The 22,117-nt window shown below is 53.8% G+C and carries 23 protein-coding genes and 1 other annotated feature; of the genes, 14 read left to right on the forward strand and 9 right to left on the reverse strand.

What is annotated here, in order from left to right; all coding sequences use genetic code 11:
- Nucleotides 1-70: 70 nt before the first annotated feature.
- Nucleotides 71-949 (reverse strand): NAD(+) kinase, encoded by an 879-nt coding sequence (gene nadK / locus LG383_RS02455; protein WP_225758258.1) that lies wholly within the window; start codon nucleotides 947-949, stop codon nucleotides 71-73.
- Nucleotides 950-1,070: 121 nt separating this feature from the next.
- Here nadK and grpE point away from each other — a divergent pair, with 121 nt between their 5' ends.
- Nucleotides 1,071-1,664 (forward strand): nucleotide exchange factor GrpE, encoded by a 594-nt coding sequence (grpE, locus tag LG383_RS02460; RefSeq protein WP_146145537.1) that lies wholly within the window; start codon nucleotides 1,071-1,073, stop codon nucleotides 1,662-1,664.
- 53 nt (nucleotides 1,665-1,717) lie between these two features.
- Here the strand turns inward: grpE and LG383_RS02465 are convergent, their stop codons facing one another.
- Together LG383_RS02465 and LG383_RS02470 are read right to left on the reverse strand one after the other, a co-directional pair.
- Nucleotides 1,718-3,004, reverse strand: a complete 1,287-nt coding sequence (locus tag LG383_RS02465; RefSeq protein ID WP_106994993.1) for an HlyC/CorC family transporter — start codon at nucleotides 3,002-3,004, stop codon at nucleotides 1,718-1,720.
- An 18-nt stretch (nucleotides 3,005-3,022) separates the two neighbouring features.
- The gene (locus tag LG383_RS02470) at nucleotides 3,023-3,814 is read right to left on the reverse strand and encodes an inner membrane protein YpjD (protein WP_106994994.1); all 792 of its coding nucleotides are present in this window, start codon (nucleotides 3,812-3,814) and stop codon (nucleotides 3,023-3,025) included.
- A 166-nt stretch (nucleotides 3,815-3,980) separates the two neighbouring features.
- Here LG383_RS02470 and ffh point away from each other — a divergent pair, with 166 nt between their 5' ends.
- The 7 genes from ffh (at nucleotide 3,981) to LG383_RS02505 (ending at nucleotide 9,381) form a co-directional block, all read left to right on the forward strand.
- Nucleotides 3,981-5,342 carry a signal recognition particle protein gene (ffh, locus tag LG383_RS02475; protein WP_106994995.1) on the forward strand — a complete coding sequence of 454 codons (1,362 nt, stop codon included), beginning with the start codon at nucleotides 3,981-3,983 and terminating at the stop codon, nucleotides 5,340-5,342.
- A 135-nt stretch (nucleotides 5,343-5,477) separates the two neighbouring features.
- Nucleotides 5,478-5,726 carry a 30S ribosomal protein S16 gene (gene rpsP, locus LG383_RS02480; protein ID WP_106994996.1) on the forward strand — a complete coding sequence of 83 codons (249 nt, stop codon included), beginning with the start codon at nucleotides 5,478-5,480 and terminating at the stop codon, nucleotides 5,724-5,726.
- A 15-nt stretch (nucleotides 5,727-5,741) separates the two neighbouring features.
- Nucleotides 5,742-6,278, forward strand: a complete 537-nt coding sequence (rimM, locus tag LG383_RS02485) for a ribosome maturation factor RimM (RefSeq protein ID WP_370635116.1) — start codon at nucleotides 5,742-5,744, stop codon at nucleotides 6,276-6,278.
- Nucleotides 6,279-6,308: 30 nt separating this feature from the next.
- Nucleotides 6,309-7,076, forward strand: coding sequence for a tRNA (guanosine(37)-N1)-methyltransferase TrmD (gene trmD, locus LG383_RS02490; protein ID WP_225758259.1), 768 nt, complete (start codon nucleotides 6,309-6,311; stop codon nucleotides 7,074-7,076).
- A 41-nt stretch (nucleotides 7,077-7,117) separates the two neighbouring features.
- Nucleotides 7,118-7,465 carry a 50S ribosomal protein L19 gene (gene rplS, locus LG383_RS02495; RefSeq protein WP_006178051.1) on the forward strand — a complete coding sequence of 116 codons (348 nt, stop codon included), beginning with the start codon at nucleotides 7,118-7,120 and terminating at the stop codon, nucleotides 7,463-7,465.
- A gap of 130 nt (nucleotides 7,466-7,595) precedes the next feature.
- The gene (locus LG383_RS02500) at nucleotides 7,596-7,982 is read left to right on the forward strand and encodes a DUF2946 domain-containing protein (RefSeq protein ID WP_225758260.1); all 387 of its coding nucleotides are present in this window, start codon (nucleotides 7,596-7,598) and stop codon (nucleotides 7,980-7,982) included.
- Nucleotides 7,983-8,043: 61 nt separating this feature from the next.
- The gene (locus tag LG383_RS02505; RefSeq protein ID WP_225758261.1) at nucleotides 8,044-9,381 is read left to right on the forward strand and encodes a PepSY domain-containing protein; all 1,338 of its coding nucleotides are present in this window, start codon (nucleotides 8,044-8,046) and stop codon (nucleotides 9,379-9,381) included.
- A 137-nt stretch (nucleotides 9,382-9,518) separates the two neighbouring features.
- Here LG383_RS02505 and LG383_RS02510 read toward each other — a convergent pair whose 3' ends face one another.
- Nucleotides 9,519-10,532: a YsnF/AvaK domain-containing protein gene (locus LG383_RS02510; protein WP_106995032.1), complete on the reverse strand. Its 1,014-nt coding sequence runs from the start codon at nucleotides 10,530-10,532 to the stop codon at nucleotides 9,519-9,521.
- Between the two features lie 34 nt (nucleotides 10,533-10,566).
- Entirely contained in the window at nucleotides 10,567-10,962 is a 396-nt protein-coding gene (locus tag LG383_RS02515; protein ID WP_106995033.1) for a DUF2382 domain-containing protein, read from the reverse strand.
- 559 nt (nucleotides 10,963-11,521) lie between these two features.
- On the opposite strand from LG383_RS02515, the gene aroF reads away from it, so the two are divergent.
- Genes aroF through LG383_RS02530 form a run of 3 tightly spaced genes read left to right on the forward strand, consistent with a single transcriptional unit; the run spans nucleotide 11,522 to nucleotide 14,657 of the window.
- A complete protein-coding gene (gene aroF, locus LG383_RS02520) occupies nucleotides 11,522-12,592 on the forward strand; it encodes a 3-deoxy-7-phosphoheptulonate synthase AroF (RefSeq protein ID WP_106995034.1) in 1,071 nt (356 codons plus the stop codon).
- A 10-nt stretch (nucleotides 12,593-12,602) separates the two neighbouring features.
- Nucleotides 12,603-13,724 (forward strand): bifunctional chorismate mutase/prephenate dehydrogenase, encoded by a 1,122-nt coding sequence (gene tyrA, locus LG383_RS02525; protein ID WP_106995035.1) that lies wholly within the window; start codon nucleotides 12,603-12,605, stop codon nucleotides 13,722-13,724.
- A gap of 60 nt (nucleotides 13,725-13,784) precedes the next feature.
- Nucleotides 13,785-14,657 (forward strand): SMP-30/gluconolactonase/LRE family protein, encoded by an 873-nt coding sequence (locus tag LG383_RS02530; RefSeq protein ID WP_106995036.1) that lies wholly within the window; start codon nucleotides 13,785-13,787, stop codon nucleotides 14,655-14,657.
- Here LG383_RS02530 and pheA read toward each other — a convergent pair.
- The 4 genes from pheA to bamD form a co-directional block, all read right to left on the reverse strand.
- Nucleotides 14,654-15,814 carry a bifunctional chorismate mutase/prephenate dehydratase gene (pheA, locus tag LG383_RS02535; protein ID WP_106995037.1) on the reverse strand — a complete coding sequence of 387 codons (1,161 nt, stop codon included), beginning with the start codon at nucleotides 15,812-15,814 and terminating at the stop codon, nucleotides 14,654-14,656. The two genes, LG383_RS02530 and pheA, sit on opposite strands and share 4 nt — an antisense overlap.
- 30 nt (nucleotides 15,815-15,844) lie before the next feature.
- Nucleotides 15,845-15,970: a sequence feature (Phe leader region), on the reverse strand.
- Nucleotides 15,922-15,969 carry a hypothetical protein gene (locus LG383_RS02540; protein ID WP_225759495.1) on the reverse strand — a complete coding sequence of 16 codons (48 nt, stop codon included), beginning with the start codon at nucleotides 15,967-15,969 and terminating at the stop codon, nucleotides 15,922-15,924. (Overlaps the previous feature by 48 nt.)
- A 110-nt stretch (nucleotides 15,971-16,080) precedes the next feature.
- A complete protein-coding gene (raiA, locus tag LG383_RS02545; RefSeq protein WP_106995038.1) occupies nucleotides 16,081-16,422 on the reverse strand; it encodes a ribosome-associated translation inhibitor RaiA in 342 nt (113 codons plus the stop codon).
- A 275-nt stretch (nucleotides 16,423-16,697) separates the two neighbouring features.
- Nucleotides 16,698-17,435 carry an outer membrane protein assembly factor BamD gene (gene bamD / locus LG383_RS02550; RefSeq protein WP_106995039.1) on the reverse strand — a complete coding sequence of 246 codons (738 nt, stop codon included), beginning with the start codon at nucleotides 17,433-17,435 and terminating at the stop codon, nucleotides 16,698-16,700.
- 128 nt (nucleotides 17,436-17,563) lie between these two features.
- Between bamD and rluD the strand changes: the two genes are divergently transcribed.
- From rluD to clpB, 3 genes are all read left to right on the forward strand, one after another.
- Nucleotides 17,564-18,544, forward strand: coding sequence for a 23S rRNA pseudouridine(1911/1915/1917) synthase RluD (rluD, locus tag LG383_RS02555; RefSeq protein WP_106995040.1), 981 nt, complete (start codon nucleotides 17,564-17,566; stop codon nucleotides 18,542-18,544).
- Nucleotides 18,541-19,272 (forward strand): purine nucleoside phosphorylase YfiH, encoded by a 732-nt coding sequence (gene yfiH / locus LG383_RS02560; RefSeq protein ID WP_225758262.1) that lies wholly within the window; start codon nucleotides 18,541-18,543, stop codon nucleotides 19,270-19,272. The genes rluD and yfiH overlap by 4 nt, the downstream gene beginning before the upstream one ends.
- A gap of 129 nt (nucleotides 19,273-19,401) precedes the next feature.
- Nucleotides 19,402-21,975, forward strand: a complete 2,574-nt coding sequence (gene clpB, locus LG383_RS02565) for an ATP-dependent chaperone ClpB (protein WP_225758263.1) — start codon at nucleotides 19,402-19,404, stop codon at nucleotides 21,973-21,975.
- The last annotated feature ends 142 nt before the right edge of the window (nucleotides 21,976-22,117 follow it).

Here is a 22,117-nt window from a genome sequence, read left to right on the forward strand (position 1 = left end):
TGAAAAACCATAACTGTGTTTGTGTACAGTATAAACTGGTTTTTTATACAGTAAAGTCCTGGATGCTATTTCAGAACAATTTTTTCGACCAGCCGAGCTTGGAGCTTAATGTGTTGAAATAGCTGTAGTCTTTCGGGTGAATCAGATTCAGGTGATAATCGCAGCGGCGAATGAGCACATCTTCCCCTTCCTGAATGGGCAGCGCGATTTGGCTGTCGCAGCTGATCTCCAGGTCGTTACGGCGGTGCGAGAAGCGCAGCCGGATGGTGCTGCTGCTGTTGATGACCAGCGGGCGTGCCGAGAGGGTATGCGGAAACATCGGCACCAGGGTGATGGCATCCAGCGACGGGGTGAGGATCGGGCCGCCCGCTGAGAGCGAATAGGCCGTAGAGCCGGTGGGAGTAGAGATAATCAGCCCATCGGAGCGCTGCGAGAAGGCAAAGATTTCATCGATATAGACTTCGAACTCAATCATGTGCGCCACTTTGCCCGGATGCAGTACCACTTCGTTAATGGCGGTGCTGATCCGCTTCTGGCAATCCTGCTGGCACACCTGGGCTTCCAGTAAAAAACGTTTTTCACAGATGTAGTGCCCTTCCAGCACGTCGGCGAGCTGCTGCTGGGCGTTATCCGGGTCGAGGTCGGTTAAAAAGCCCAGGTTGCCACGGTTGATGCCGATGACTTTAATATCGTAACGGGCGAGGGTTCGCGCGGCGCCGAGCATATTGCCGTCGCCCCCGACCACCACCGCCAGGTCGGCCTGCTGACCGATTTCCGCCAGCGTGCCGGTTTTGACATTGGTAAGCTGCAGTTCCTGGGCAATCTGTTGTTCAACAATCACATCGTAGTTTTTCGCGCACAGCCAGCGATACAGCATTTCATGTGTCGTCAACGCGGTAGGGTGACGTGGATGACCGACAATCCCAATACACTTGAAATGGTTGCTCATTTTCTGAAGGTCCTTGTGCGAATGAATGATGACAATGTGGCTTGTTCCCTTGAATCCCGGAAACTGATCCCCATAATAAGCGAAGTTAGCGAGTTGAATGCAGAAAAACGCGGAGAAATTCATGAGTAGTAAAGAACAGAAAACGCCTGAGGGGCAAGCCCCGGAAGAAATTATCACGGAGCAGCACGAAGAGGTTGAGGCTGCAGAGCCTGAGGCTGGTGCTGAGCAGGTGGATCCGCGCGATGAAAAAATTGCGAATCTGGAAGCTCAGGTAGTTGAAGCCCAGAATCGCGAGCGCGATGGCATCCTGCGTATCAAAGCGGAAATGGAAAACCTGCGTCGCCGTACCGAGCTGGACGTTGAAAAGGCGCATAAATTTGCGCTGGAGAAGTTCGTCAACGAACTGCTGCCGGTTATCGACAGCCTGGATCGCGCGCTGGAAGTGGCGGATAAAGCGAACCCGGACCTGGCCCCGATGGTTGAAGGGATCGAACTGACGCTGAAATCCATGCTCGACGTGGTGAAGAAGTTTGGCGTGGAAGTGGTTGCCGACACCAACGTGCCGATGGATCCGAACGTGCATCAGGCGATTGCGATGGTGGAGTCTGAAGACGTTGCTGCCGGTAACGTGCTGATGGTGATGCAGAAAGGCTATACCCTGAACGGTCGTACCATTCGCGCGGCGATGGTCTCCGTGGCGAAAGCTAAGGCGTAACTCGCCTCCCGTAGTGCCGGGTGGCGGCTTCGCCTGACCCGGCCTACAACAGCTTACTCCGCGACGCTCTCCCTGAGCGGTTTAACCGGCAACACTCTCACCTGCTTAATCATATTGTCCTGCACGTCCAGGATATCAATATCATACTGGCCAATACGCACCCGCGTACCTGCCGCCGGGATCTCCTCCAGCGCTTCCAGAATCATGCCGTTAATGGTGCGGGCTTCCTCTTCCGGCATCTGCCAGTTAAAGGCTTTGTTCAGTTCACGAACGTTCGCGCTGCCGTCAATCAGCACCGAGCCGTCATTCTGCGGCGTGACCTCTTCGGCGAGGGAAGGGGACATGGAGGTGGTGAAGTCGCCCACGATCTCCTCCAGAATATCCTCTACCGTCACCAGACCCTGGATATCGCCATACTCATCGACCACCAGACCCACTTTCTTTTTGTTGCGCTGAAATTTGATCAACTGGGTGCTGAGCGGGGTGCCTTCCGGAATGTAATAGATCTCATCCGCCGCACGCAGCAGCACCTCTTTGGTGAACTCTTTTTTCTCGGTCATCAGACGATAGGCTTCGCGCACGCGCAGCATGCTGATGGTGTCATCCAGCGAATCCCGGTACAGCACGATGCGGCCATGCGGGGAGTGGGTCAGTTGGCGGACAATCGCCTTCCAGTCATCGTTGATGTCGATACCGACGATCTCGTTGCGCGGCACCATGATGTCGTCGACACTGACCTTTTCCAGATCCAGCACTGACAGCAGCATATCCTGGTTGCGGCGGGAAATTTGCGAGCGTGATTCATGCACGATGGTGCGCAGTTCATCCTTGCTCAGCGCGCTGCTGATCACCACATCCGCTTTAATGCCCACCATGCGCATCAGCACTCGCGTCACGCCGTTTAACAGCCAGACCAGGGGCATCATCAGGATGAGTAATGGCGCCAGCAGGAAACTGCTGGGATAGGCGACCTTCTCGGGGTAGAGCGCGGCGACGGTTTTCGGTAGCACTTCGGCAAAAACCAGTACCACAAAGGTCAGCACCCCGGTGGCGATGGCGACCCCGGCGTTGCCGTACAGACGCATGCCGACAATGGTGCCCAGCGCAGAGGCGAGAATGTTGACCAGGTTATTGCCGATAAGCACCAGGCTTATCAGGCGATCCGGTTTGCGCAGCAGTTTTTCCACTCGACGGGCGGCCCGGTTACCCTGTTTGGCGCGATGACGTAACCGGTAGCGGTTCAGCGTCATCATGCCGGTTTCTGAGCCGGAGAAATAGGCGGAGATAACCACCATAACGATCAGGGTGATGATCAGCGTGGTGGTGGAGATGTGTTCCAGGGGGAACTCCTTGGTTGCTTAGCCGGCGATCTGCTGGATGATGCGGCTACCAAAATAAGCCATTGTCAGGAGGCCTGCTCCCGCAACGTTGAACCAGACTACGCGGCGACCGCGCCAGCCTTCATGATAATGGCCCCATAACAGGACAATATAGACAAACCACGCGATGATGGAGAGCACGGCCTTGTCGATATTCTCCATGCTGAAGAGATTGTGCATATAAAACAGGCCGGTACTCAGCGTGAGCGTCAGCAAGACTACCCCGACCTGGGTGATGTGAAACATCTTGCGCTCGATGGTCATCAGCGGCGGCATTTCATTGCTGAAGGCCAGTTTTTTGTTCTTGAGCTGGTAGTCAATCCAGGCCAGCTGGAGCGCGTACAGTGCGGCAATGATCAGCGTCGCATATGAGAACAGCGACAGGCCAATATGCACCATCATCCCCGGAGTGGTTTCAAGGTGAGTGATGAACTCGTTTGGCACAAAGGTGGCAAAGGCGAGGTTGATCAGCGCAAAGGCGTAGACTATCGGCAGCAGCAGCCAGCCGCGGTTTTTCGAGGCCACAATGGTCATCACCGTACAGATCATCAGGCTCACCAGCGACCCGACGTTAAGCAGGCTCAGGTTTTGCCCGCTGCCGTCTCCCGGCAGAATGCGCGCTTCGAGCGCAAAAGCATGACTTATCAACGCGATGACAGCCGACAAAATAGCCATTCGCCGCCAGCCGCTGTTTTTTTGTAGCAGGCCAGGGATGATCAGCGCGAGGCTGACAGAGTACGCCACAAGGGCGATCAGTGCGAAAACAGGCATAGAGGTGTCGACAGTTATCCTGATGAGAAAGAGAGGCAGTATAACGTTACGTGACGCGTGCTCCAACCGTTGCATAACAACAAAGGCGGCATCATGTTATACTGCGGCAAAATTCTGTGTACGTGTCGCGTCAGCGACCTAACGTTTCTACCCCAGGCGAGAGACAATGTTTGATAATTTAACCGATCGTTTGTCGCGCACGCTGCGCAACATCAGCGGCCGTGGACGCCTTACCGAAGACAACATCAAAGAGACGCTGCGCGAAGTGCGCATGGCGCTGCTTGAAGCAGACGTCGCGTTGCCGGTCGTGCGTGATTTCATCAACCGCGTTAAAGAGAAAGCGGTTGGTCATGAAGTGAACAAGAGCCTGACCCCGGGTCAGGAGTTCGTCAAAATCGTCCGTAACGAACTGGTTTCGGCGATGGGCGAAGAGAACCAGAGTCTGAACCTCGCGGCGCAACCGCCAGCGGTAGTGCTGATGGCCGGTCTGCAGGGTGCGGGTAAAACCACCAGCGTCGCTAAGCTGGGTAAATTCCTGCGCGAGAAGCACAAGAAGAAAGTTCTGGTCGTCTCTGCTGACGTCTATCGCCCGGCGGCGATCAGACAGCTGGAGACCCTGGCTGAACAGGTTAGCGTCGACTTCTTCCCGTCTGACGTGTCGCAGAAGCCGATCGACATCGTGAATGCGGCGCTGAAAGAAGCGAAGCTGAAGTTCTTCGACGTGCTGCTGGTGGATACCGCCGGTCGTCTGCACGTTGATGAAGCGATGATGGACGAAATCAAACAGGTACATGCCGCGATCAATCCGGTTGAAACCCTGTTTGTGGTCGATGCCATGACCGGTCAGGATGCGGCGAATACGGCGAAAGCGTTTAACGAAGCGCTGCCGTTAACCGGTGTGGTTCTGACTAAAGTGGACGGCGACGCCCGCGGCGGTGCGGCGCTCTCTATTCGTCATATTACCGGTAAGCCGATTAAATTCCTCGGCGTCGGCGAGAAGACCGAAGCACTGGAGCCGTTCCACCCGGACCGTATCGCTTCCCGTATCCTCGGCATGGGCGACGTGCTGTCGCTGATCGAAGATATCGAGAGCAAAGTTGACCGCGCGCAGGCCGAGAAGCTGGCGACCAAGCTGAAAAAAGGCGACGGTTTCGATCTGACCGACTTCCTGGAACAGCTGCGCCAGATGAAGAACATGGGCGGTATGGCGAGCCTGATGGGCAAGCTGCCGGGCATGGGCCAGATCCCGGACAACGTAAAATCGCAGATGGACGATAAAGTTCTGGTGCGGATGGAGGCGATTATCAACTCCATGACGCTGAAAGAGCGTGCTAAGCCGGAAATCATTAAAGGCTCCCGTAAACGCCGTATCGCAGCGGGCTGCGGGATGCAGGTCCAGGACGTTAACCGCCTTCTGAAGCAGTTCGACGACATGCAGCGCATGATGAAGAAGATGAAGAAGGGCGGTATGGCCAAAATGATGCGTGGGATGAAAGGGATGATGCCGCCAGGCTTCCCTGGGCGTTAATCGGCCTTTTACGGCGGATCCGCAACTGTTGATTGCATTTTCCCCAGAAATCAGTAAAATTTTCGGGCTTTTAATATGACACCGGGCTCCTTCCCTCCGATGGAGCCCGGTGTTTTATTCACACAAGAGGATGTTATGGTAACTATTCGTTTAGCACGTCACGGCGCGAAAAAGCGTCCGTTCTACCAGGTTGTTGTTACTGACAGCCGTAATGCACGCAACGGTCGCTTCATCGAGCGCGTTGGTTTCTTCAACCCACTGGCCTCTGGCGCAGAAGAAGAAACCCGTCTGGATCTGGATCGTATCGCTCACTGGGTTGGCCTGGGCGCTACTGTATCCGATCGCGTTGCTACGCTGATCAAAGCAGCAAACAAAGCAGCTTAATCTGTCACGGTGGTCATGATGAGCAAAAAAGCACCTGTTGAACCGATTGTATTGGGCAAAATGGGTTCTTGCTACGGTATCCGTGGCTGGCTCAGAGTGTTTTCCTCCACCGAAGACGCTGAAAGCATTTTTGACTATCAGCCCTGGTTTATCCAGAAGGCGGGTCAGTGGCAAGAGGTCGAGCTGGAAAGCTGGCGTCACCACAATCAGGACATCGTCATCAAGCTGAAAGGCGTTGACGATCGCGATGCCGCGAATGCACTGACTAATTGTGAAATTGTCGTGGATTCGTCGCAGCTGCCTCAGCTGGAAGATGGCTACTACTGGAAAGACCTTATCGGTTGTCAGGTAGTGACCACTGAAGGCTACGGTCTGGGGAAAGTCATCGATATGATGGAAACCGGATCCAATGACGTTCTCGTCATTAAGGCAAACCTGAAAGATGCGTTCGGTATCAAGGAGCGGCTGGTTCCGTTCCTCGATGGGCAGGTTATCAAGAAAGTCGATCTCGCTACTCAAACCATTGAAGTAGATTGGGATCCTGGTTTTTAAATTCTCCTGAAAACGGTAAAAGACGGCGCTATGTGGATTGGCATAATTAGCCTGTTTCCTGAAATGTTCCGCGCGATTACTGATTACGGGGTAACTGGCCGGGCAGTAAAAAATGGCCTGCTGAGCATCGAAAGCTGGAGTCCACGTGACTTCACCCATGACCGGCACCGTACCGTGGACGAACGTCCTTACGGCGGCGGACCGGGGATGCTCATGATGGTTCAACCCTTACGGGATGCCATCGCAGCAGCAAAAGCCGCGGCAGGTGAAGGCGCAAAGGTGATTTATCTGTCACCTCAGGGACGCAAGCTTGATCAAGCGGGCGTCAGCGAACTGGCAACGAATCAGAAACTGATTCTGGTGTGCGGTCGCTACGAAGGGATAGATGAGCGCGTAATTCAGACCGAGATTGACGAAGAATGGTCTATCGGCGATTACGTTCTCAGCGGTGGTGAGTTACCGGCAATGACGCTGATTGACTCCGTTTCCCGGTTCATTCCGGGAGTACTGGGCCATGAAGCATCAGCAACAGAAGACTCTTTTGCTGATGGATTGCTGGACTGTCCACACTATACCCGTCCTGAAGTGTTAGAAGGGATGGAGGTACCGCCGGTATTACTGTCGGGAAACCATGCCGAGATTCGTCGCTGGCGCCTGAAGCAGTCGCTGGGCCGTACCTGGCTTAGAAGACCTGAACTTCTGGAAAACCTGGCTCTGACTGAAGAGCAAGCAAAGTTGCTGACCGAGTTCAAAAAAGAACACGCGCACCAGCAGCAGAAACATGATGGGATGGCCTGAGGCCCCCGAATATCAGTTTACCCAGGATAAGAGATTAAATTATGAGCAACATTATTAAGCAAATTGAACAAGAGCAGATGAAGCAGGACGTACCTTCCTTCCGTCCGGGTGATACCGTGGAAGTGAAAGTATGGGTTGTTGAAGGTTCCAAAAAACGTCTGCAGGCATTCGAGGGCGTGGTTATCGCTATTCGTAACCGCGGTCTGCACTCTGCATTCACTGTTCGTAAAATTTCCAACGGCGAAGGCGTTGAGCGTGTCTTCCAGACTCACTCTCCGGTAGTTGACAGCATTGCTGTTAAACGTCGTGGTGCTGTACGTAAAGCTAAACTGTACTACCTGCGTGAGCGTACTGGTAAGTCTGCTCGTATTAAAGAGCGTCTGAACTAAGATTCGCTTAAGCGACATCCTGTAAAAAGGGCTGGCCGAAAGGCTGGCCCTTTTTTTATCTCTGTGTGCTCTGCACGTTAACCTTGCCGTCATAAATCGTTTACAATGCCCGGGCTTTGACGGAGGGGAAGTGACGACAAAACAGCATCAGGCACAGTGGCAACGTATCGCGGCAGGTCTCGCGTTATTTGCGATCCTGATGATCGTCTTTGCGCCGCTGGTCTCTGTCTCGTTGCAAAAAGATCCCATGAGCGCGATGCCCGGTATGCACCACGACATGAGCATGATGATGGAGCACCATGCGCCGTCTGACAGTATCCCTGTCGACCATGCCGAAGCCTGCGGGTACTGCGTGCTGCTGGCCCATGTGCCGGGCGTTATCCTGGCCCTGGTGCTGCTGTTAAGCGCGGTCGTACTCCGACAACGTCTCACGCCACCGCGACCCACCGTACACCACTGGCATTTCTTCCCCTGGCTCTGTCCCGATACCCGCGCGCCACCGCGCCTGTCTGCTTAATCCGCGTGAAAAAACGTACACCCCGGTGTATCGATAACTTTTTGCCTTAAAAAGGGAAAGCATGACTACCTGCACTCCGCGCGCAGCATGGGGCAACCTGCTGCGTCGTCTTCACTTCTATATTGGTCTGTTTGTCGGACCGTTTATCTTTATCGCCGCGCTCTCCGGAACGCTGTATGTCGCAACGCCGCAGCTGGAAAATGCGCTTTATCATCACGCGCTGTTCAGCGAGACCGGGGGCACCGCACGTCCCCTTGCCGAGCAAATCGCCGTCGCGGAAAAGGTGACCGGGGGCGAGCTGCGGCTACAGGCGATACGTCCGGGCCTGACAACAGGGGAAACCACCCGGGTGATGTATATTGACCCGGCGCTGAATGCCTCGGAAAACCGGGCCATCTTTATCGATCCGGTGAGCCTGGAGGTGCGCGGAGATATGACCGTCTACGGCACCAGCGGCATTCTGCCGTTACGCCAGAAAATTGATTATCTGCATCGATCTTTGCTGCTGGGAGAGGTGGGACGTCTTTACAGCGAGCTGGCCGCGTCGTGGATGTGGATCGCCGCGCTGGGCGGGATTGCCCTGTGGTTCTATACCCGGCCAAAAAGGCGCATCAATAACCGATTTCAGAATCGCCGTCGTCTGCATGTCTCCCTCGGCTGGAGCCTGTTGCTGGGGATGCTGCTTTTCTCGGCCACCGGCCTGACCTGGTCCAAGTGGGCGGGGGGGAATGTGGATAAACTGCGGGCAGAGATGAACTGGCTCACACCGCAGGTGAACACGCAGCTGCATGGCCCGGCTGAAAAAGCCGATCCGCATGCTGAGCACCAGGGTCATCACATGACCATGCCGATGCCGGAGATGAAGCCGGACCTGGCCCTCTATGACGGCGTGCTGCAGGCGGCAAATGCCGCGGGCATTGATGCCACGAAGCTGGAGATCCGCCCGGCGAAGCGTGCTTCTCAGGCGTGGACGGTGACGGAGATCGATCGCGGCTGGCCGACGCAGGTTGATGCCGTAGCCGTGGACCCCGCGACCCTGACCGTTGTGGATCGCACCCGCTTTGCGGATTACCCGCTGATGGCCAAACTGACCCGCTGGGGTGTGGATTTCCACATGGGTGTGCTGTTTGGCCTGCCTAATCAGCTGGTGCTGATCGCCTTTGGGCTCGCACTATGCGTCATGATTGTTTGGGGCTACCGGATGTGGTGGATGCGTCGCCCCCGGCAGACGGCGACGCATCTGGCCCAGACGCTGTGTCAGAGCTGGCTGGCGCTACCAGTAGGGGGCCGCGCTGTGTGCGTTGTCGTTAGCGTTCTGCTGGGCCTGGCAATGCCGGTGATGGGTTGTAGCCTGCTGCTGTTGGTTATTGCTGACGTGCTTGTATTAAAGCGCGTGTGAACGACCACAGTGCTTTCACAGCATCAGAAAACCTGTAGATAAAAAAGGGGGTAGCATCATGCTAACCTCCTTTTTTAACGCTTATTTGCAAGGTCGTCCATCGGGTGACGAACCCCAGTTAACACGCCTGCCAGGTATTACTCTTTTGGTGGGTACTTCGTTTTATTGAGATCGCTGTCAAGGTCGTTTTTATCGACTTCAACTTCCTGTCGACGAACCGTGTCTTTCACCGTTTCAGCACGCTCTGTGGTTTCTGTACGCAGGCCGACTTCTTCGCGGACATAAGTCGTTTTATCTACCACTGGCTCCTCATGAGACTCTTCAACTTCAAGCGTCTTCTCGGACCAGTCCACATCGTTAAGATAACCCGGTTCGTTAATGGCAGAACGGAAAACGCTGGCATGCTGGGCGGTAAGAGAGATATCTCTCGAGACCTCATCTTCAACCGTATAGCGGCGCAGACGAACTTTACCATCGCTCACCCGGCGTTTACTAACGTCGATCTGCTCTTCGGCCAGCTTCAGCGTTTCACGGCTATCGTCTTCTCTGTAAGACGGATTCGCCTGAATATCATCTGAAACACGCTCCGGATAATCTGTTGGCGCGTCGTAATCTCTTGAGGTTGTATCTGAGACACGTCCTGCGACACCCGATGAAACAGTACCTCCGCTGACATAGTCAGCATCGCCAGGTAGCGGTTTATTGGTCACGATATCTTCATCTAAAAGAGGATCGGCCGTGTTCACCCCAGGCTGTCCTTGAGTGCGGTTACCCACATCATTCGTTTCACCAAGGTAATTTTTACCATAGAGATCGTTACCTGGGCCGCTGTTAACAGCATAATCATTTGAATAGGTATCCAGCAGGTTTTCAATTCTGCCTGCGTCATCCTCATCAACCCGAGCCGTCAGCAGTACGCCGCCTGCCCGGATGGCTTTGCTGTATTCTGCTGCATAGTTATCATCGACATCATCGCCGAACAGACGCTGCCAGAAGCTTGGGTGGCGAATCTCTTTGTCTTCAACATGTAATCTTTCGCCCGCAATAATATCGATGTCATCCTCTGGTACACCTTCGGCAATAAGTTTCTGTTTAGCAACTTCCGCCTGCTGCGGTTGGGTGAACGCCGTAACGATTTTTTCATGTGCCATATTTCATATTCCTCATGTTAAGTCGTAAAGGATGTCATTCATCTTCCGTTGAAATAATAATTTCCTGAGAACGCAATGTGATAATTTCCTGATGTCTCTCGGTACTGCGTTTCTTAATAATGTGGATTTCTTCAGTAAGAACGTAATGTTTAATTATTTCAACACGCTCTTCAATAATGGGGATGATCGTTACATCACCTTCCTGCCGGATCTGAGGAATATTTTGCGCTTCCAACACTTCGTTTTTGGCGAAGCGCTTAATGTCCGCATTCTCCTGCGTCAATTCGGCGGTAATATTTTTCTCGTCGACCCGCGTGGCGCGGGTGATACGTACGCGGCGATCTACAACTTTCTTCGTACCCAGCTCAAGGCGCTCTTCTGCGAGGGTAACGGTGTGCCGCTTTTTTCCGTCATCGTATTTATCCGTCATGTTTTACCCGGGATATTACTATTTAAATAAAAGCCTTAAATCAGGATTAACCAAGGTAGGCTTATGAAATTGTTTACCAATCTTAATTAAGCATAGATCAAAAAAAACGTGGGCCAGAAAAAAGCCCAAGTAAATTGTTAGCATAAGTAAATTTATGCGACGGGATCTAATTTACGTAAATGGCATAAGAATACTCCGTAAATTCTCCGTGCCTCCAGATTAATATATATCGAAAGTTATCTTATTGGTATTAGGCACTATTAACGACAAAAATGTAATGTCGCCAGTATTTCTTTCATTAAAAACAATCAATATTGCGAACCGGTTTCTCTTGTGAAATGTAGTAATTTTTTTATAAGCAAAAGGGCGAGCTTAAGTTAAACAGAAAATCCACTAACTGTAATGATAAGTTTACGAATTTACCGTTTTTATGACTCTTTTAATAGCTATGTAACGTAATGTTTACGAATTGTGGATTGCAATCTTTACTTGGTGTGGTATCGTTGGGCTTCCTCATCGAGGAAACAACTATCGCAAACGAGCTTCCAGGATCGCAATCATGCAAAAAGACGCGCTGAACAACGTACATATTAGTGATGAACATATTCTGATCACTCCGGATCAACTGAAAGCGGAATTCCCGCTGAGCGTTGAGCAAGAGGCGCAAATTGCGCACTCCCGCCAGACCATCTCCGACATTATTGCCGGGCGCGATCCGCGTCTGCTGGTGGTATGTGGTCCGTGCTCCATTCATGATCCAGAAACCGCCATCGAATATGCGCACCGTTTCAAAGCTCTGGCCGAGGAGGTCAGCGATAGCCTCTACCTGGTCATGCGCGTCTATTTTGAAAAACCCCGCACCACCGTCGGCTGGAAAGGGTTAATTAACGATCCGCACATGGATGGCTCGTTTGATGTGGAAGCTGGCCTGAAGATTGCGCGTAATCTTCTGGTGGAGCTGGTTAACATGGGCCTGCCGCTGGCAACGGAAGCGCTGGATCCGAACAGCCCGCAATACCTGGGCGATCTGTTCAGCTGGTCCGCCATTGGCGCACGTACCACAGAATCACAAACTCACCGTGAAATGGCCTCCGGTCTCTCAATGCCGGTTGGCTTTAAAAACGGTACCGACGGTAGCCTGGCGACAGCCATCAATGCCATGCGTGCTGCGGCCATGCCGCACCGTTTCGTCGGCATCAACCAGGCCGGCCAGGTCTGTCTGCTGCAGACTCAGGGCAACCCGGATGGCCACGTCATCCTGCGCGGTGGCAAAGCGCCAAACTACAGCCCGGCAGATGTTGCCCAGTGTGAAAAAGAGATGGAACAGGCGGGACTGCGCCCGGCACTGATGGTAGATTGCAGTCATGGTAATTCGAATAAAGATTACCGTCGTCAGCCTGCGGTGGCGGAATCCGTCGTCGCGCAGATCAAAGATGGCAACCGTTCGATTATTGGCCTGATGATTGAGAGCAACATCCATGAAGGCAATCAGTCATCCGAACAGCCGCGCAGCGCCATGAAGCACGGGGTTTCCGTAACCGATGCCTGCATTAGCTGGGAAACCACGGATGCGCTGCTGCGTGAGATCCACAAAGATTTGAACGGCCAGCTGGCGACGCGTCTGGCTTAAGAGGTTTGTTATGGTTGCTGAATTGACCGCCTTGCGCGATCAAATTGACGAGGTGGATAAGGCGCTGCTGGATTTGCTGGCGCGCCGTATGGCTCTGGTTGCTGAAGTCGGCGAAGTGAAAAGTAAATACGGTTTGCCGATTTACGTGCCGGAGCGCGAAGCCTCTATGCTGGCATCCCGGCGCAAAGAGGCCCAGGCGCTGGGCGTATCGCCGGATCTGATTGAAGATGTGCTGCGCCGCGTGATGCGTGAGTCTTACTCCAGCGAAAACGACAAAGGTTTTAAAACGCTCTGTCCGACCCTGCGTCCGGTGGTGATTGTTGGTGGCGGCGGGCAGATGGGACGTCTGTTTGAGAAGATGCTGACGCTCTCTGGTTACCAGGTGCGCATTCTCGAAAAAGAGGACTGGGCCCAGGCGCAGACGATGGTTGCTGATGCGGGCATGGTCATTGTCAGCGTCCCGATTCATGTCACCGAAGAGATTATTGCTAAACTGCCACCGCTGCCGGAAGACTGCATTCTGGTCGATCTGGCCTCGGTAAAAAATGGTCCGCTGCAGGCGATGCTGGCCGCGCATAACGGTCCGGTGCTCGGGCTCCACCCGATGTTCGGCCCGGACAGCGGCAGCCTGGCGAAGCAGGTAGTCGTCTACTGCGATGGTCGTCAGCCTGAAGCCTACCAGTGGTTCCTGGAGCAGATTCAGGTGTGGGGCGCGCGGTTGCACCGGATCAGCGCCGTCGAGCACGATCAGAACATGGCCTTTATCCAGGCGCTGCGCCACTTCGCAACCTTCGCGTATGGCCTGCACCTGGCGGAAGAGAATGTTCAGCTCGAGCAGCTGCTGTCGCTGTCGTCACCGATCTATCGCCTCGAGCTGGCGATGGTCGGACGGCTGTTTGCCCAGGATCCGCAGCTTTATGCAGATATCATTATGTCTTCGGGCAATAACCTGGCGCTGATCAAGCGTTACTACCAGCGTTTCGGGGAGGCGATCACCCTCCTGGAACACGGCGATAAGCAGGCGTTTATCGACAGCTTCCGTAAGGTTGAACACTGGTTTGGCGATTATGCCCAACGCTTCCAGAGCGAGAGTCGCATTCTGCTACGGCAGGCGAATGACAGTCGCCAGTAATCTGATGATGTATATACTGAAAGCCAGCACTGCTGGCTTTTTTCATTTTGGGGATTTGTCATGGCTGAACCACGCGTTCTGTTTGAATATACGGGGCACTTACCGGAGTGTCCGACCTGGAGCGAAGCGGAAAGCGCCCTCTACTGGGCAGATATTCTGGAGGGCGAGATCCATCGCTACCACCTCGCCACAGGTGAACACAAGGTTTTATCCTTCCATGAAGAGGTGGGCTGCTTCGCGCTACGCGAGGGTGGGGGCTTTATTGTCGCCATGCGGACGGGCATCTGGCTGGCGGATAAACACGGCCTCCTGCAACGCAAGGTTTGTGATAATCCGTCCAACCCGCAGCTGGCGCGTTTTAATGACGGGGGAACCGATCATTTTGGCCGCTTCTATGCGGGCACTTTCTGGGCTCCGGGGGACTACAACGGCGCTCTGTTGATGCGAATCGATAACGACCTGACGCCGGAGGTCATTCAGTGTGATATCCACGGTCATAACGGTCTGGCATTCAGCGACGACAGGCAATGGATGTATACCTCCGACACCCCTAACGCGGTGATCTATCGCACCCCGCTGGATGAGCAGGGCGAGCCGGGTAAACGGGAGGTCTTCCGTCGGTTCAAGCCGGGGGAGGGGATCCCGGATGGTGCGGCCGTGGATGTCGAAGGATGTTACTGGAGTGCGCTGTTCGACGGCTGGCGGATCGCACGTTTTTCGCCCCAGGGTGAACAGCTGGAAGAGTACCGGTTGCCGGTGCGCTGTCCGACGATGGTCTGTTTCGGTGGCGATGATATGCAAACGCTATTTATCACCACCACCCGGGAGAATATGGAGCCTGAGGAGATTGCGGCCTATCCCCTTTCGGGTGCCATTTTCACCCTGCCCGTCAGCGTGGCAGGGGTGAAAAAAGGGCCGTTTATAGCGCGTTAAGCAGGATCAACCGGGACCACGTTTTCGCTCGGATAGCAGCCCAGCACCTTCATTGAACGGGTGATCTCACCCAGTTCGCGCAGGGCTTTCTGCAGGGATGCAGATTCCAGGTTGGCCTGGATGTCGAGATAAAACATCTCTTCCCACGGGTTGCCATTAATCGGGCGTGATTCCAGTTTGGTCATAATCAGATTGTGATTTCGCAGTACCAGCAGGGCTTCTACCAGCGCACCGGCCTGCTGACCGGTCGCCATCAGCAGGGTAGTCTTGGCCGGAACCTGATCGGAAACATTGATCGCCTTACGCGCCAGCACGATGAAGCGGGTGATGTTTTGCGTCTGGTTAGCGAGGTTACGCTCCAGCACCTGCAACCCATACAGCGCGCCGCCCGCTTCGCTGCCCAGCGCGGCCACTGTAGGGGAGTTGGCCTGCGCAACTTTTTCCATCGCCGCCGAGGTGCTCTCGGTATATTCAATTTTCCAGCCCGGATAACGGTTCAGGAACTGACTGCACTGCTGGAAGGGTTGCGGGTGGCTGTATACCGTCTCGATTTTGTCGAGGTCGGTGGTGCCGGATACCAGCACGCAATGGTCGATAGGGATAGTCATCTCGCCAACCAGCGACAGGGTGGTGTGCTGGAGCAAATCGTATACGTCGTTGATCGCGCCGGAACTGGTATTCTCGATCGGCACGACAGCGTAATCTGCTTGTCCGGTCTCGACCTGGTTGAAGATATCCGCGAACTTCGCACAGCCGCTCTCAATAAACTCTTCGAAGTGACGGGCCGCATACTGACGCGCGGCGAGGTGGGAATAGGACCCTTTCGGCCCCAGGAAGGCAATACGCGCCGAATGCGGATTGGTCTTGTTGAGATGCTGTTGCAGCAACGCCTGCTGCGTCAGGACGGAGTCTTCAATAATCAGCTGGAACAGGCGGGTAATGTAGTGTGCATCCAGATGGTGGGTCTTGCCGAGATTGATCAGGCGTTCCAGCAGGTCGCGCTCACGGTCGATGTCGCGTACCGGACGATGCGACGCCAGCTTTGCTTTTCCTACCTCGACGGCCAGCGCACGGCGTTCGGCCAGCAGCGACAGCAATTTTTCATCCAGAGCGCTGATCTTGTCTCGCAGATCCAGTAACGGGTTTTCCGGTGTCATAGCGTTGCCTTAATCATATTATCGTTATCAATAAAAAAGGCCCCCCGGTGTGGGAGGCCTTGTTGTTCGTCTTCGCATTCTTTATCACACGACGAAACGCCTCCCAATCAGGGGAAGGTAAAAAAGAATGCGAAGAAAAACGGTTTAGTGGTCATGGATGATTCCTTCAAAAGACAGACTTAAAGTACCCGTACTGTTTTCACCCTGTCAATAAAAAACAAAAAACGCGCCCGAAGGCGCGTTGGCGATAGACTCAATGTAAAGGATTATTCATCTTCAACTTCTTCTGCGAAGCTGGCGTCTTTCACCGATGTTGCGGCGCGACGGGCTTCACCTTTGTGTTGCACTTTATTGAGCTGCCGTTCCAGCTTGTTAATCAAATCGTTGATTGCGGTGTACATATCCTCATGTTTCGCGCTGGCGACCAGATGGCCGTTTGGAGTATTGATAGTTGCGTCAGCGATGAAACCCTGTGGCTCCTTAGAGAGAATGATATGCGGGTTAATCAAGTGTGTTTGCCATTTATCCAGTTTGGCGAGACGGTCTGCGACGTGCTGGCGGATAGCCGGAGTAATTTCCATTTGTTTACTGGTAATGTTCATTGTCATAAATTTTACCTCTTGTCTTTCCCGTCTTGGTGATTCCAGCATACCGTTCTTAATGTCAATTTGTGTGATCTAAATCACATTTTAATGTCACTTTTTGTCAACGGATTCTTTTTGTGAGGCAGGACAGGAAGAAGCAACTTTTGCCTTGTCGTAATAAGAAATTGCGGCCATAGTTGATAGGATTGGTGCGAGCTAAACCGGTTCAGCTTAATCCGAAAACGGATAAAAAAACGGCAGCCCTGAGGCTGCCGTTTTGCATTTATCTACCAAAAGAATCAGGAGCTACTGCTGTTGGCAGCGATAATCTTCGCCACTTTGTCAGCCTGAGATGTCATCTGCAGCTCGCGATAGGCATTTTCCATCAGCTTCAGGCCATCGCGTGTTGCCTGAGTATCCGGATAATCACGCAGCATGCCTTCAACACGGTTCACGACGGCAACATATGCTCCGCGGCGGGTATAGTATTCCGCAACAGAGTATTCATATTTCGCCAGACGATCTTTCAGGAACACCAGACGTTTGCTGGCATCCGTCACGTACTGGCTGTTCGGATAGCCACGTACCAGTTTGGAGAAGTCATTGAACGCATCGCGGGCGTGCTGAGGGTCACGGTCTGAACGATCAACCCCAAAGAAGCCTTGCAGCGCACTGTCATCCAGCGCCATGTTAGTCAGGCCGCGCATATACATGACGTAATCAATATTTGGATGGGTCGGATTCAGACGCATAAAGCGATCAATCGTCGCCTGAGCCAGTGGCAGATCGGCATTTTTATAGTAAGCGTAGATCAGATCCAACTGTACCTGCTGGGAATACGGGCCAAATGGATAACGATTATCCAGCGCTTCCAGTTGCGTTATCGCCTGTTTCCAGTTACCGTCCTGCAGCTTTTGCTGAGCAGTCGCATAGATTTCATTCGGCGGATTGTCAGGGACCTGTTCACCCGAACCGGAGCAGCCTACCAAAGCCAGGCTCAACGTGGCCGCTGCCACCAGATATTTCATGCGCGTCATGACGTTTTGACTTTCCTCAAATGTTTGTCCGGGAGAATCTTTCCTGCTCCCGATTAAGACCAGCTACAATAGCACACTATATTAAACGGCAAAGCCGTAAAACCCAACGTTAAACGAAGAAGCAGTCTATGGCACAACGAGTAGAACTCACCGCAACAGTCTCCGAAAAACAACTCGGACAACGCTTAGATCAGGCTTTGGCCGAAATGTTCCCTGATTATTCGCGTTCACGCATAAAAGAATGGATTCTTGACCAGCGAGTGCTGGTAAACGGCAAGATCTGGGACAAGCCAAAAGAGAAAGTGTTGGGTGGGGAAGTGGTCGCCATCAATGCTGATATCGAAGAAGAAGTCCGTTTTGAGCCTCAGGATATCCCGCTGAACATCGTCTACGAAGATGACGACATTTTAGTGATCAACAAGCCGCGTGACTTTGTTGTCCACCCTGGCGCAGGCAACCCTGATGGCACAGTGCTGAATGCACTGCTGCACTATTATCCGCCGATCGCTGACGTACCCCGTGCGGGTATTGTTCATCGTCTGGATAAAGACACCACCGGCCTGATGGTCGTGGCCAAAACCATTCCAGCGCAAACGCGTCTGGTTGAGTCACTGCAGCTGCGTGAAATCACTCGTGAATACGAAGCGGTGGCAATCGGTCATATGACCTCCGGCGGTACTGTAGAGCAGCCTATCAGTCGCCATCCGACCAAGCGTACCCATATGTCGGTTCATCCGATGGGTAAACCGGCGGTCACGCACTATCGCATCATGGAACATTTCCGTATCCATACGCGTCTGCGTCTGCGTCTGGAAACCGGTCGTACTCACCAGATCCGTGTGCATATGTCGCACATCACCCATCCGCTGGTGGGCGATCAGCTGTACGGTGGCCGTCCGCGTCCGCCAAAAGGCGCGTCAGAAGAGTTTATCGCCATGTTGCGTAAATTTGACCGCCAGGCTCTGCATGCGACGATGCTGCGTCTCTATCATCCGATCACCGGTATCGAGATGGAGTGGCATGCGCCAATTCCACAGGATATGGTGGATCTTATTGACGCCATGCGCGCCGATTTTGAAGAGCATAAGGACGCAGTGGACTGGTTATGACCAAACTGATTGTCCCTGAGTGGCCGGCGCCAGCAGGCGTGGCGGCCTGCAGTTCCACCCGCATCGGGGGTGTCAGCGAGGGAGCCTGGGAGTCCTTAAACCTGGGCGCACACTGTGGCGACGATCTCAACCATGTAGAAGAGAATCGTAAGCGGTTGTTTGCTGCTGGCCAGTTACCCTCGAAACCGGTCTGGCTTGAGCAGGTTCATGGTACGGCTGTTCTCAGTCTTACCGGGGAACCCTATGCTTCGAAACGCGCCGATGCCTCTTACAGCACTACTCCGGGCACCGTCTGCGCCGTCATGACCGCCGACTGCCTGCCGGTGCTTTTCTGCAACCGTGCGGGTACCGAAGTGGCCGCGGCCCATGCCGGCTGGCGTGGACTCTGCGCCGGCGTGCTGGAAGAAACCGTAGCCTGCTTTGCGGATAGCCCGGATAACATCCTCGCCTGGCTCGGCCCGGCGATTGGCCCGCAGGCTTTTGAAGTGGGCCCGGAAGTTCGTGAGGCCTTTATGGCGCACGATCCGCAGGCAGAGAACGCTTTTCGCCCGGAGGGGGAGAAGTACATGGCGGATATTTATCAGCTTGCCCGTCAACGCCTGACCCACCTTGGCATCAACCAGATCTATGGCGGCGATCGCTGCACTTTCACCGAAAAGGGTGATTTCTTCTCCTATCGCCGCGACAAGACGACTGGCCGTATGGCAAGTTTCATTTGGCTGATATAACCTAAAGAATCAAGACGATCCGGTACGCGCCGTTTTCTTTTCGCATAATTCAGGTCATTCACCTTGAATAATTGAGGGATGACCTCATTTAATCTCCAGTAGCAATTTTGACCTGTTATGGGAGGAGTTATGCGTCTGGATCGTCTTACTAATAAATTCCAGCTTGCTCTCGCTGATGCCCAGTCACTCGCACTGGGGCACGACAACCAATTTATCGAACCTCTTCATCTCATGAGCGCCTTACTGAATCAGGAAGGGGGATCGGTTCGTCCTTTACTTACGTCTGCCGGCATTAATGCGGGCCAGTTACGTACAGCCATCGATCAGGCATTAAGCCGTCTACCCCAGGTAGAAGGCACGGGCGGAGATGTTCAACCGTCCCAGGATCTGGTTCGCGTACTGAATCTTTGCGACAAACTGGCGCAGAAACGCGGCGACAACTTTATTTCGTCAGAGCTCTTTGTTCTGGCGGCGCTTGAATCACGTGGCACATTGACCGACCTGCTGAAAACGGCCGGCGCAACCACCGCTAACGTGACACAGGCGATAGCACAGATGCGTGGAGGTGAAAGCGTGAACGATCAGGGTGCCGAGGACCAGCGTCAGGCATTAAAGAAATATACGGTCGATCTGACTGAGCGCGCTGAGCAGGGCAAGCTTGACCCGGTCATTGGTCGTGACGAAGAGATCCGCCGTACCATTCAGGTTCTGCAGCGCCGGACCAAAAATAACCCGGTGCTGATCGGTGAGCCGGGTGTCGGTAAAACTGCCATCGTCGAAGGTTTAGCGCAGCGTATCGTGAATGGTGAAGTTCCTGAAGGCTTAAAAGGCCGTCGTGTACTGGCGCTGGATATGGGCGCGCTGGTGGCCGGGGCCAAATACCGCGGTGAGTTTGAAGAGCGCTTAAAAGGCGTGCTCAACGATCTGGCGAAACAGGAGGGCAACGTCATCCTGTTTATCGATGAGCTGCACACCATGGTGGGTGCCGGTAAAGCGGACGGCGCCATGGATGCCGGGAACATGCTGAAACCGGCGCTGGCTCGTGGTGAGCTGCACTGCGTCGGTGCCACAACGCTGGATGAGTATCGTCAGTACATTGAAAAAGATGCCGCCCTGGAACGCCGCTTCCAGAAAGTGTTTGTGGCTGAACCGACAGTGGAAGATACCATCGCCATTCTGCGTGGCCTGAAAGAACGTTATGAGCTGCACCACCACGTGCAGATCACTGACCCGGCGATTGTGGCGGCAGCGACTTTGTCGCACCGCTATATCGCTGACCGGCAGCTGCCGGACAAAGCGATCGACCTTATCGATGAGGCCGCCTCCAGCATCCGGATGCAGATAGACTCAAAACCGGAAGAGCTGGACAGGCTCGATCGGCGAATCATTCAGCTCAAGCTTGAGCAGCAGGCGCTGAAGAAAGAGTCGGATGAGGCGAGTAAGAAGCGCCTGGATATGCTTAATGAAGAGCTGAGCGACAAAGAGCGTCAATATTCCGGCTTAGAGGAAGAGTGGAAAGCGGAAAAAGCGTCCCTTTCCGGTACTCAGACTATTAAAGCTGAGCTGGAGCAGGCGAAGATAGCCATCGAACAGGCGCGCCGCGTGGGCGATCTGGCCCAGATGTCTGAACTGCAGTACGGTAAAATTCCGGAGCTGGAAAAACAGCTGGCAGCGGCAACCCAGCAGGAAGGCAAAACCATGCGTCTGTTACGTAATAAAGTGACGGAAGTAGAAATTGCCGACGTGCTGGCGCGCTGGACCGGGATCCCGGTTGCCAGAATGATGGAGAGCGAACGCGACAAGCTGCTGCGAATGGAAGAGGATCTCCATCATCGCGTTATTGGCCAGGATGAGGCGGTTGAAGCAGTATCGAATGCCATTCGTCGTAGCCGGGCAGGTTTGTCCGATCCTAATCGTCCAATTGGCTCCTTCCTGTTCCTCGGGCCAACCGGTGTCGGTAAGACGGAACTGTGTAAGGCGCTGGCGAACTTTATGTTCGATAGCGATGACGCGATGGTGCGTATCGACATGTCCGAGTTTATGGAAAAACATTCCGTGTCGCGTCTCGTGGGTGCGCCTCCGGGCTATGTCGGTTATGAAGAGGGCGGATATCTGACAGAAGCGGTTCGCCGTCGTCCATATTCCGTCATCCTGCTGGATGAAGTGGAAAAGGCACATCCGGATGTGTTTAACATCCTGCTGCAGGTGCTGGATGATGGGCGTCTGACGGACGGGCAGGGGAGAACGGTCGACTTCCGTAACACGGTTGTCATTATGACCTCGAACCTGGGTTCCGATCTGATTCAGGAACGTTTCGGCGAACTCGATTACGGTCACATGAAGGATCTGGTACTGGGAGTGGTTAGCCACAGCTTCCGTCCTGAGTTTATTAACCGTATCGACGAGGTGGTGGTCTTCCATCCGCTGGGTGAAAAACACATTGCGTCGATTGCCCGTATTCAGCTGCAGCGTCTGTACAAACGTCTGGAAGAGCGTGGATATGAAATGCAGATTGCGGATGACGCGCTGCAGCTGCTGAGTGCGAATGGGTACGATCCGGTATACGGGGCTCGTCCTTTAAAACGCGCTATTCAGCAACAGATCGAAAACCCGCTGGCTCAGCAAATCCTCTCCGGGAAGCTGATCCCGGGCAAAACGATACAGCTGGTGAAAAAAGACGACCAGATTGTGGCAGTGCAGTAAGTCACAAAACGGCAAAAACGGGCCCTCAGGGGCTCGTTTTTGTTTGAAAACCAGGCAAGAATAGGTGTCTTGATGCAAAATTGCCTGGAAAGTGAGCGGTCAGAAAATAATTTTCACTTTATACTTGCCACCCCAGAAGAAC

It is taken from the genome of Leclercia sp. Marseille-Q4284, assembly GCF_916618945.1.
In the GTDB taxonomy this organism is placed as follows: domain Bacteria; phylum Pseudomonadota; class Gammaproteobacteria; order Enterobacterales; family Enterobacteriaceae; genus Enterobacter; species Enterobacter tamurae.

Coding starts and splice junctions, on each gene's coding strand:
- clpB (WP_225758263.1), top strand. CDS start 19,402: ATGCGTCTGGATCGTCTTACTAATAAATTCCAGCTTGCTCTCGCTGAT.
- LG383_RS02505 (WP_225758261.1), top strand. CDS start 8,044: ATGACTACCTGCACTCCGCGCGCAGCATGGGGCAACCTGCTGCGTCGT.
- LG383_RS02530 (WP_106995036.1), top strand. CDS start 13,785: ATGGCTGAACCACGCGTTCTGTTTGAATATACGGGGCACTTACCGGAG.
- grpE (WP_146145537.1), top strand. CDS start 1,071: ATGAGTAGTAAAGAACAGAAAACGCCTGAGGGGCAAGCCCCGGAAGAA.
- LG383_RS02510 (WP_106995032.1), bottom strand. CDS start 10,532: ATGGCACATGAAAAAATCGTTACGGCGTTCACCCAACCGCAGCAGGCG.
- rluD (WP_106995040.1), top strand. CDS start 17,564: ATGGCACAACGAGTAGAACTCACCGCAACAGTCTCCGAAAAACAACTC.
- trmD (WP_225758259.1), top strand. CDS start 6,309: ATGTGGATTGGCATAATTAGCCTGTTTCCTGAAATGTTCCGCGCGATT.
- rpsP (WP_106994996.1), top strand. CDS start 5,478: ATGGTAACTATTCGTTTAGCACGTCACGGCGCGAAAAAGCGTCCGTTC.
- ffh (WP_106994995.1), top strand. CDS start 3,981: ATGTTTGATAATTTAACCGATCGTTTGTCGCGCACGCTGCGCAACATC.
- LG383_RS02515 (WP_106995033.1), bottom strand. CDS start 10,962: ATGACGGATAAATACGATGACGGAAAAAAGCGGCACACCGTTACCCTC.
- rimM (WP_370635116.1), top strand. CDS start 5,742: ATGATGAGCAAAAAAGCACCTGTTGAACCGATTGTATTGGGCAAAATG.
- pheA (WP_106995037.1), bottom strand. CDS start 15,814: ATGACACCGGAAAACCCGTTACTGGATCTGCGAGACAAGATCAGCGCT.
- bamD (WP_106995039.1), bottom strand. CDS start 17,435: ATGACGCGCATGAAATATCTGGTGGCAGCGGCCACGTTGAGCCTGGCT.
- nadK (WP_225758258.1), bottom strand. CDS start 949: ATGAGCAACCATTTCAAGTGTATTGGGATTGTCGGTCATCCACGTCAC.
- aroF (WP_106995034.1), top strand. CDS start 11,522: ATGCAAAAAGACGCGCTGAACAACGTACATATTAGTGATGAACATATT.
- rplS (WP_006178051.1), top strand. CDS start 7,118: ATGAGCAACATTATTAAGCAAATTGAACAAGAGCAGATGAAGCAGGAC.
- yfiH (WP_225758262.1), top strand. CDS start 18,541: ATGACCAAACTGATTGTCCCTGAGTGGCCGGCGCCAGCAGGCGTGGCG.
- tyrA (WP_106995035.1), top strand. CDS start 12,603: ATGGTTGCTGAATTGACCGCCTTGCGCGATCAAATTGACGAGGTGGAT.
- LG383_RS02470 (WP_106994994.1), bottom strand. CDS start 3,814: ATGCCTGTTTTCGCACTGATCGCCCTTGTGGCGTACTCTGTCAGCCTC.
- raiA (WP_106995038.1), bottom strand. CDS start 16,422: ATGACAATGAACATTACCAGTAAACAAATGGAAATTACTCCGGCTATC.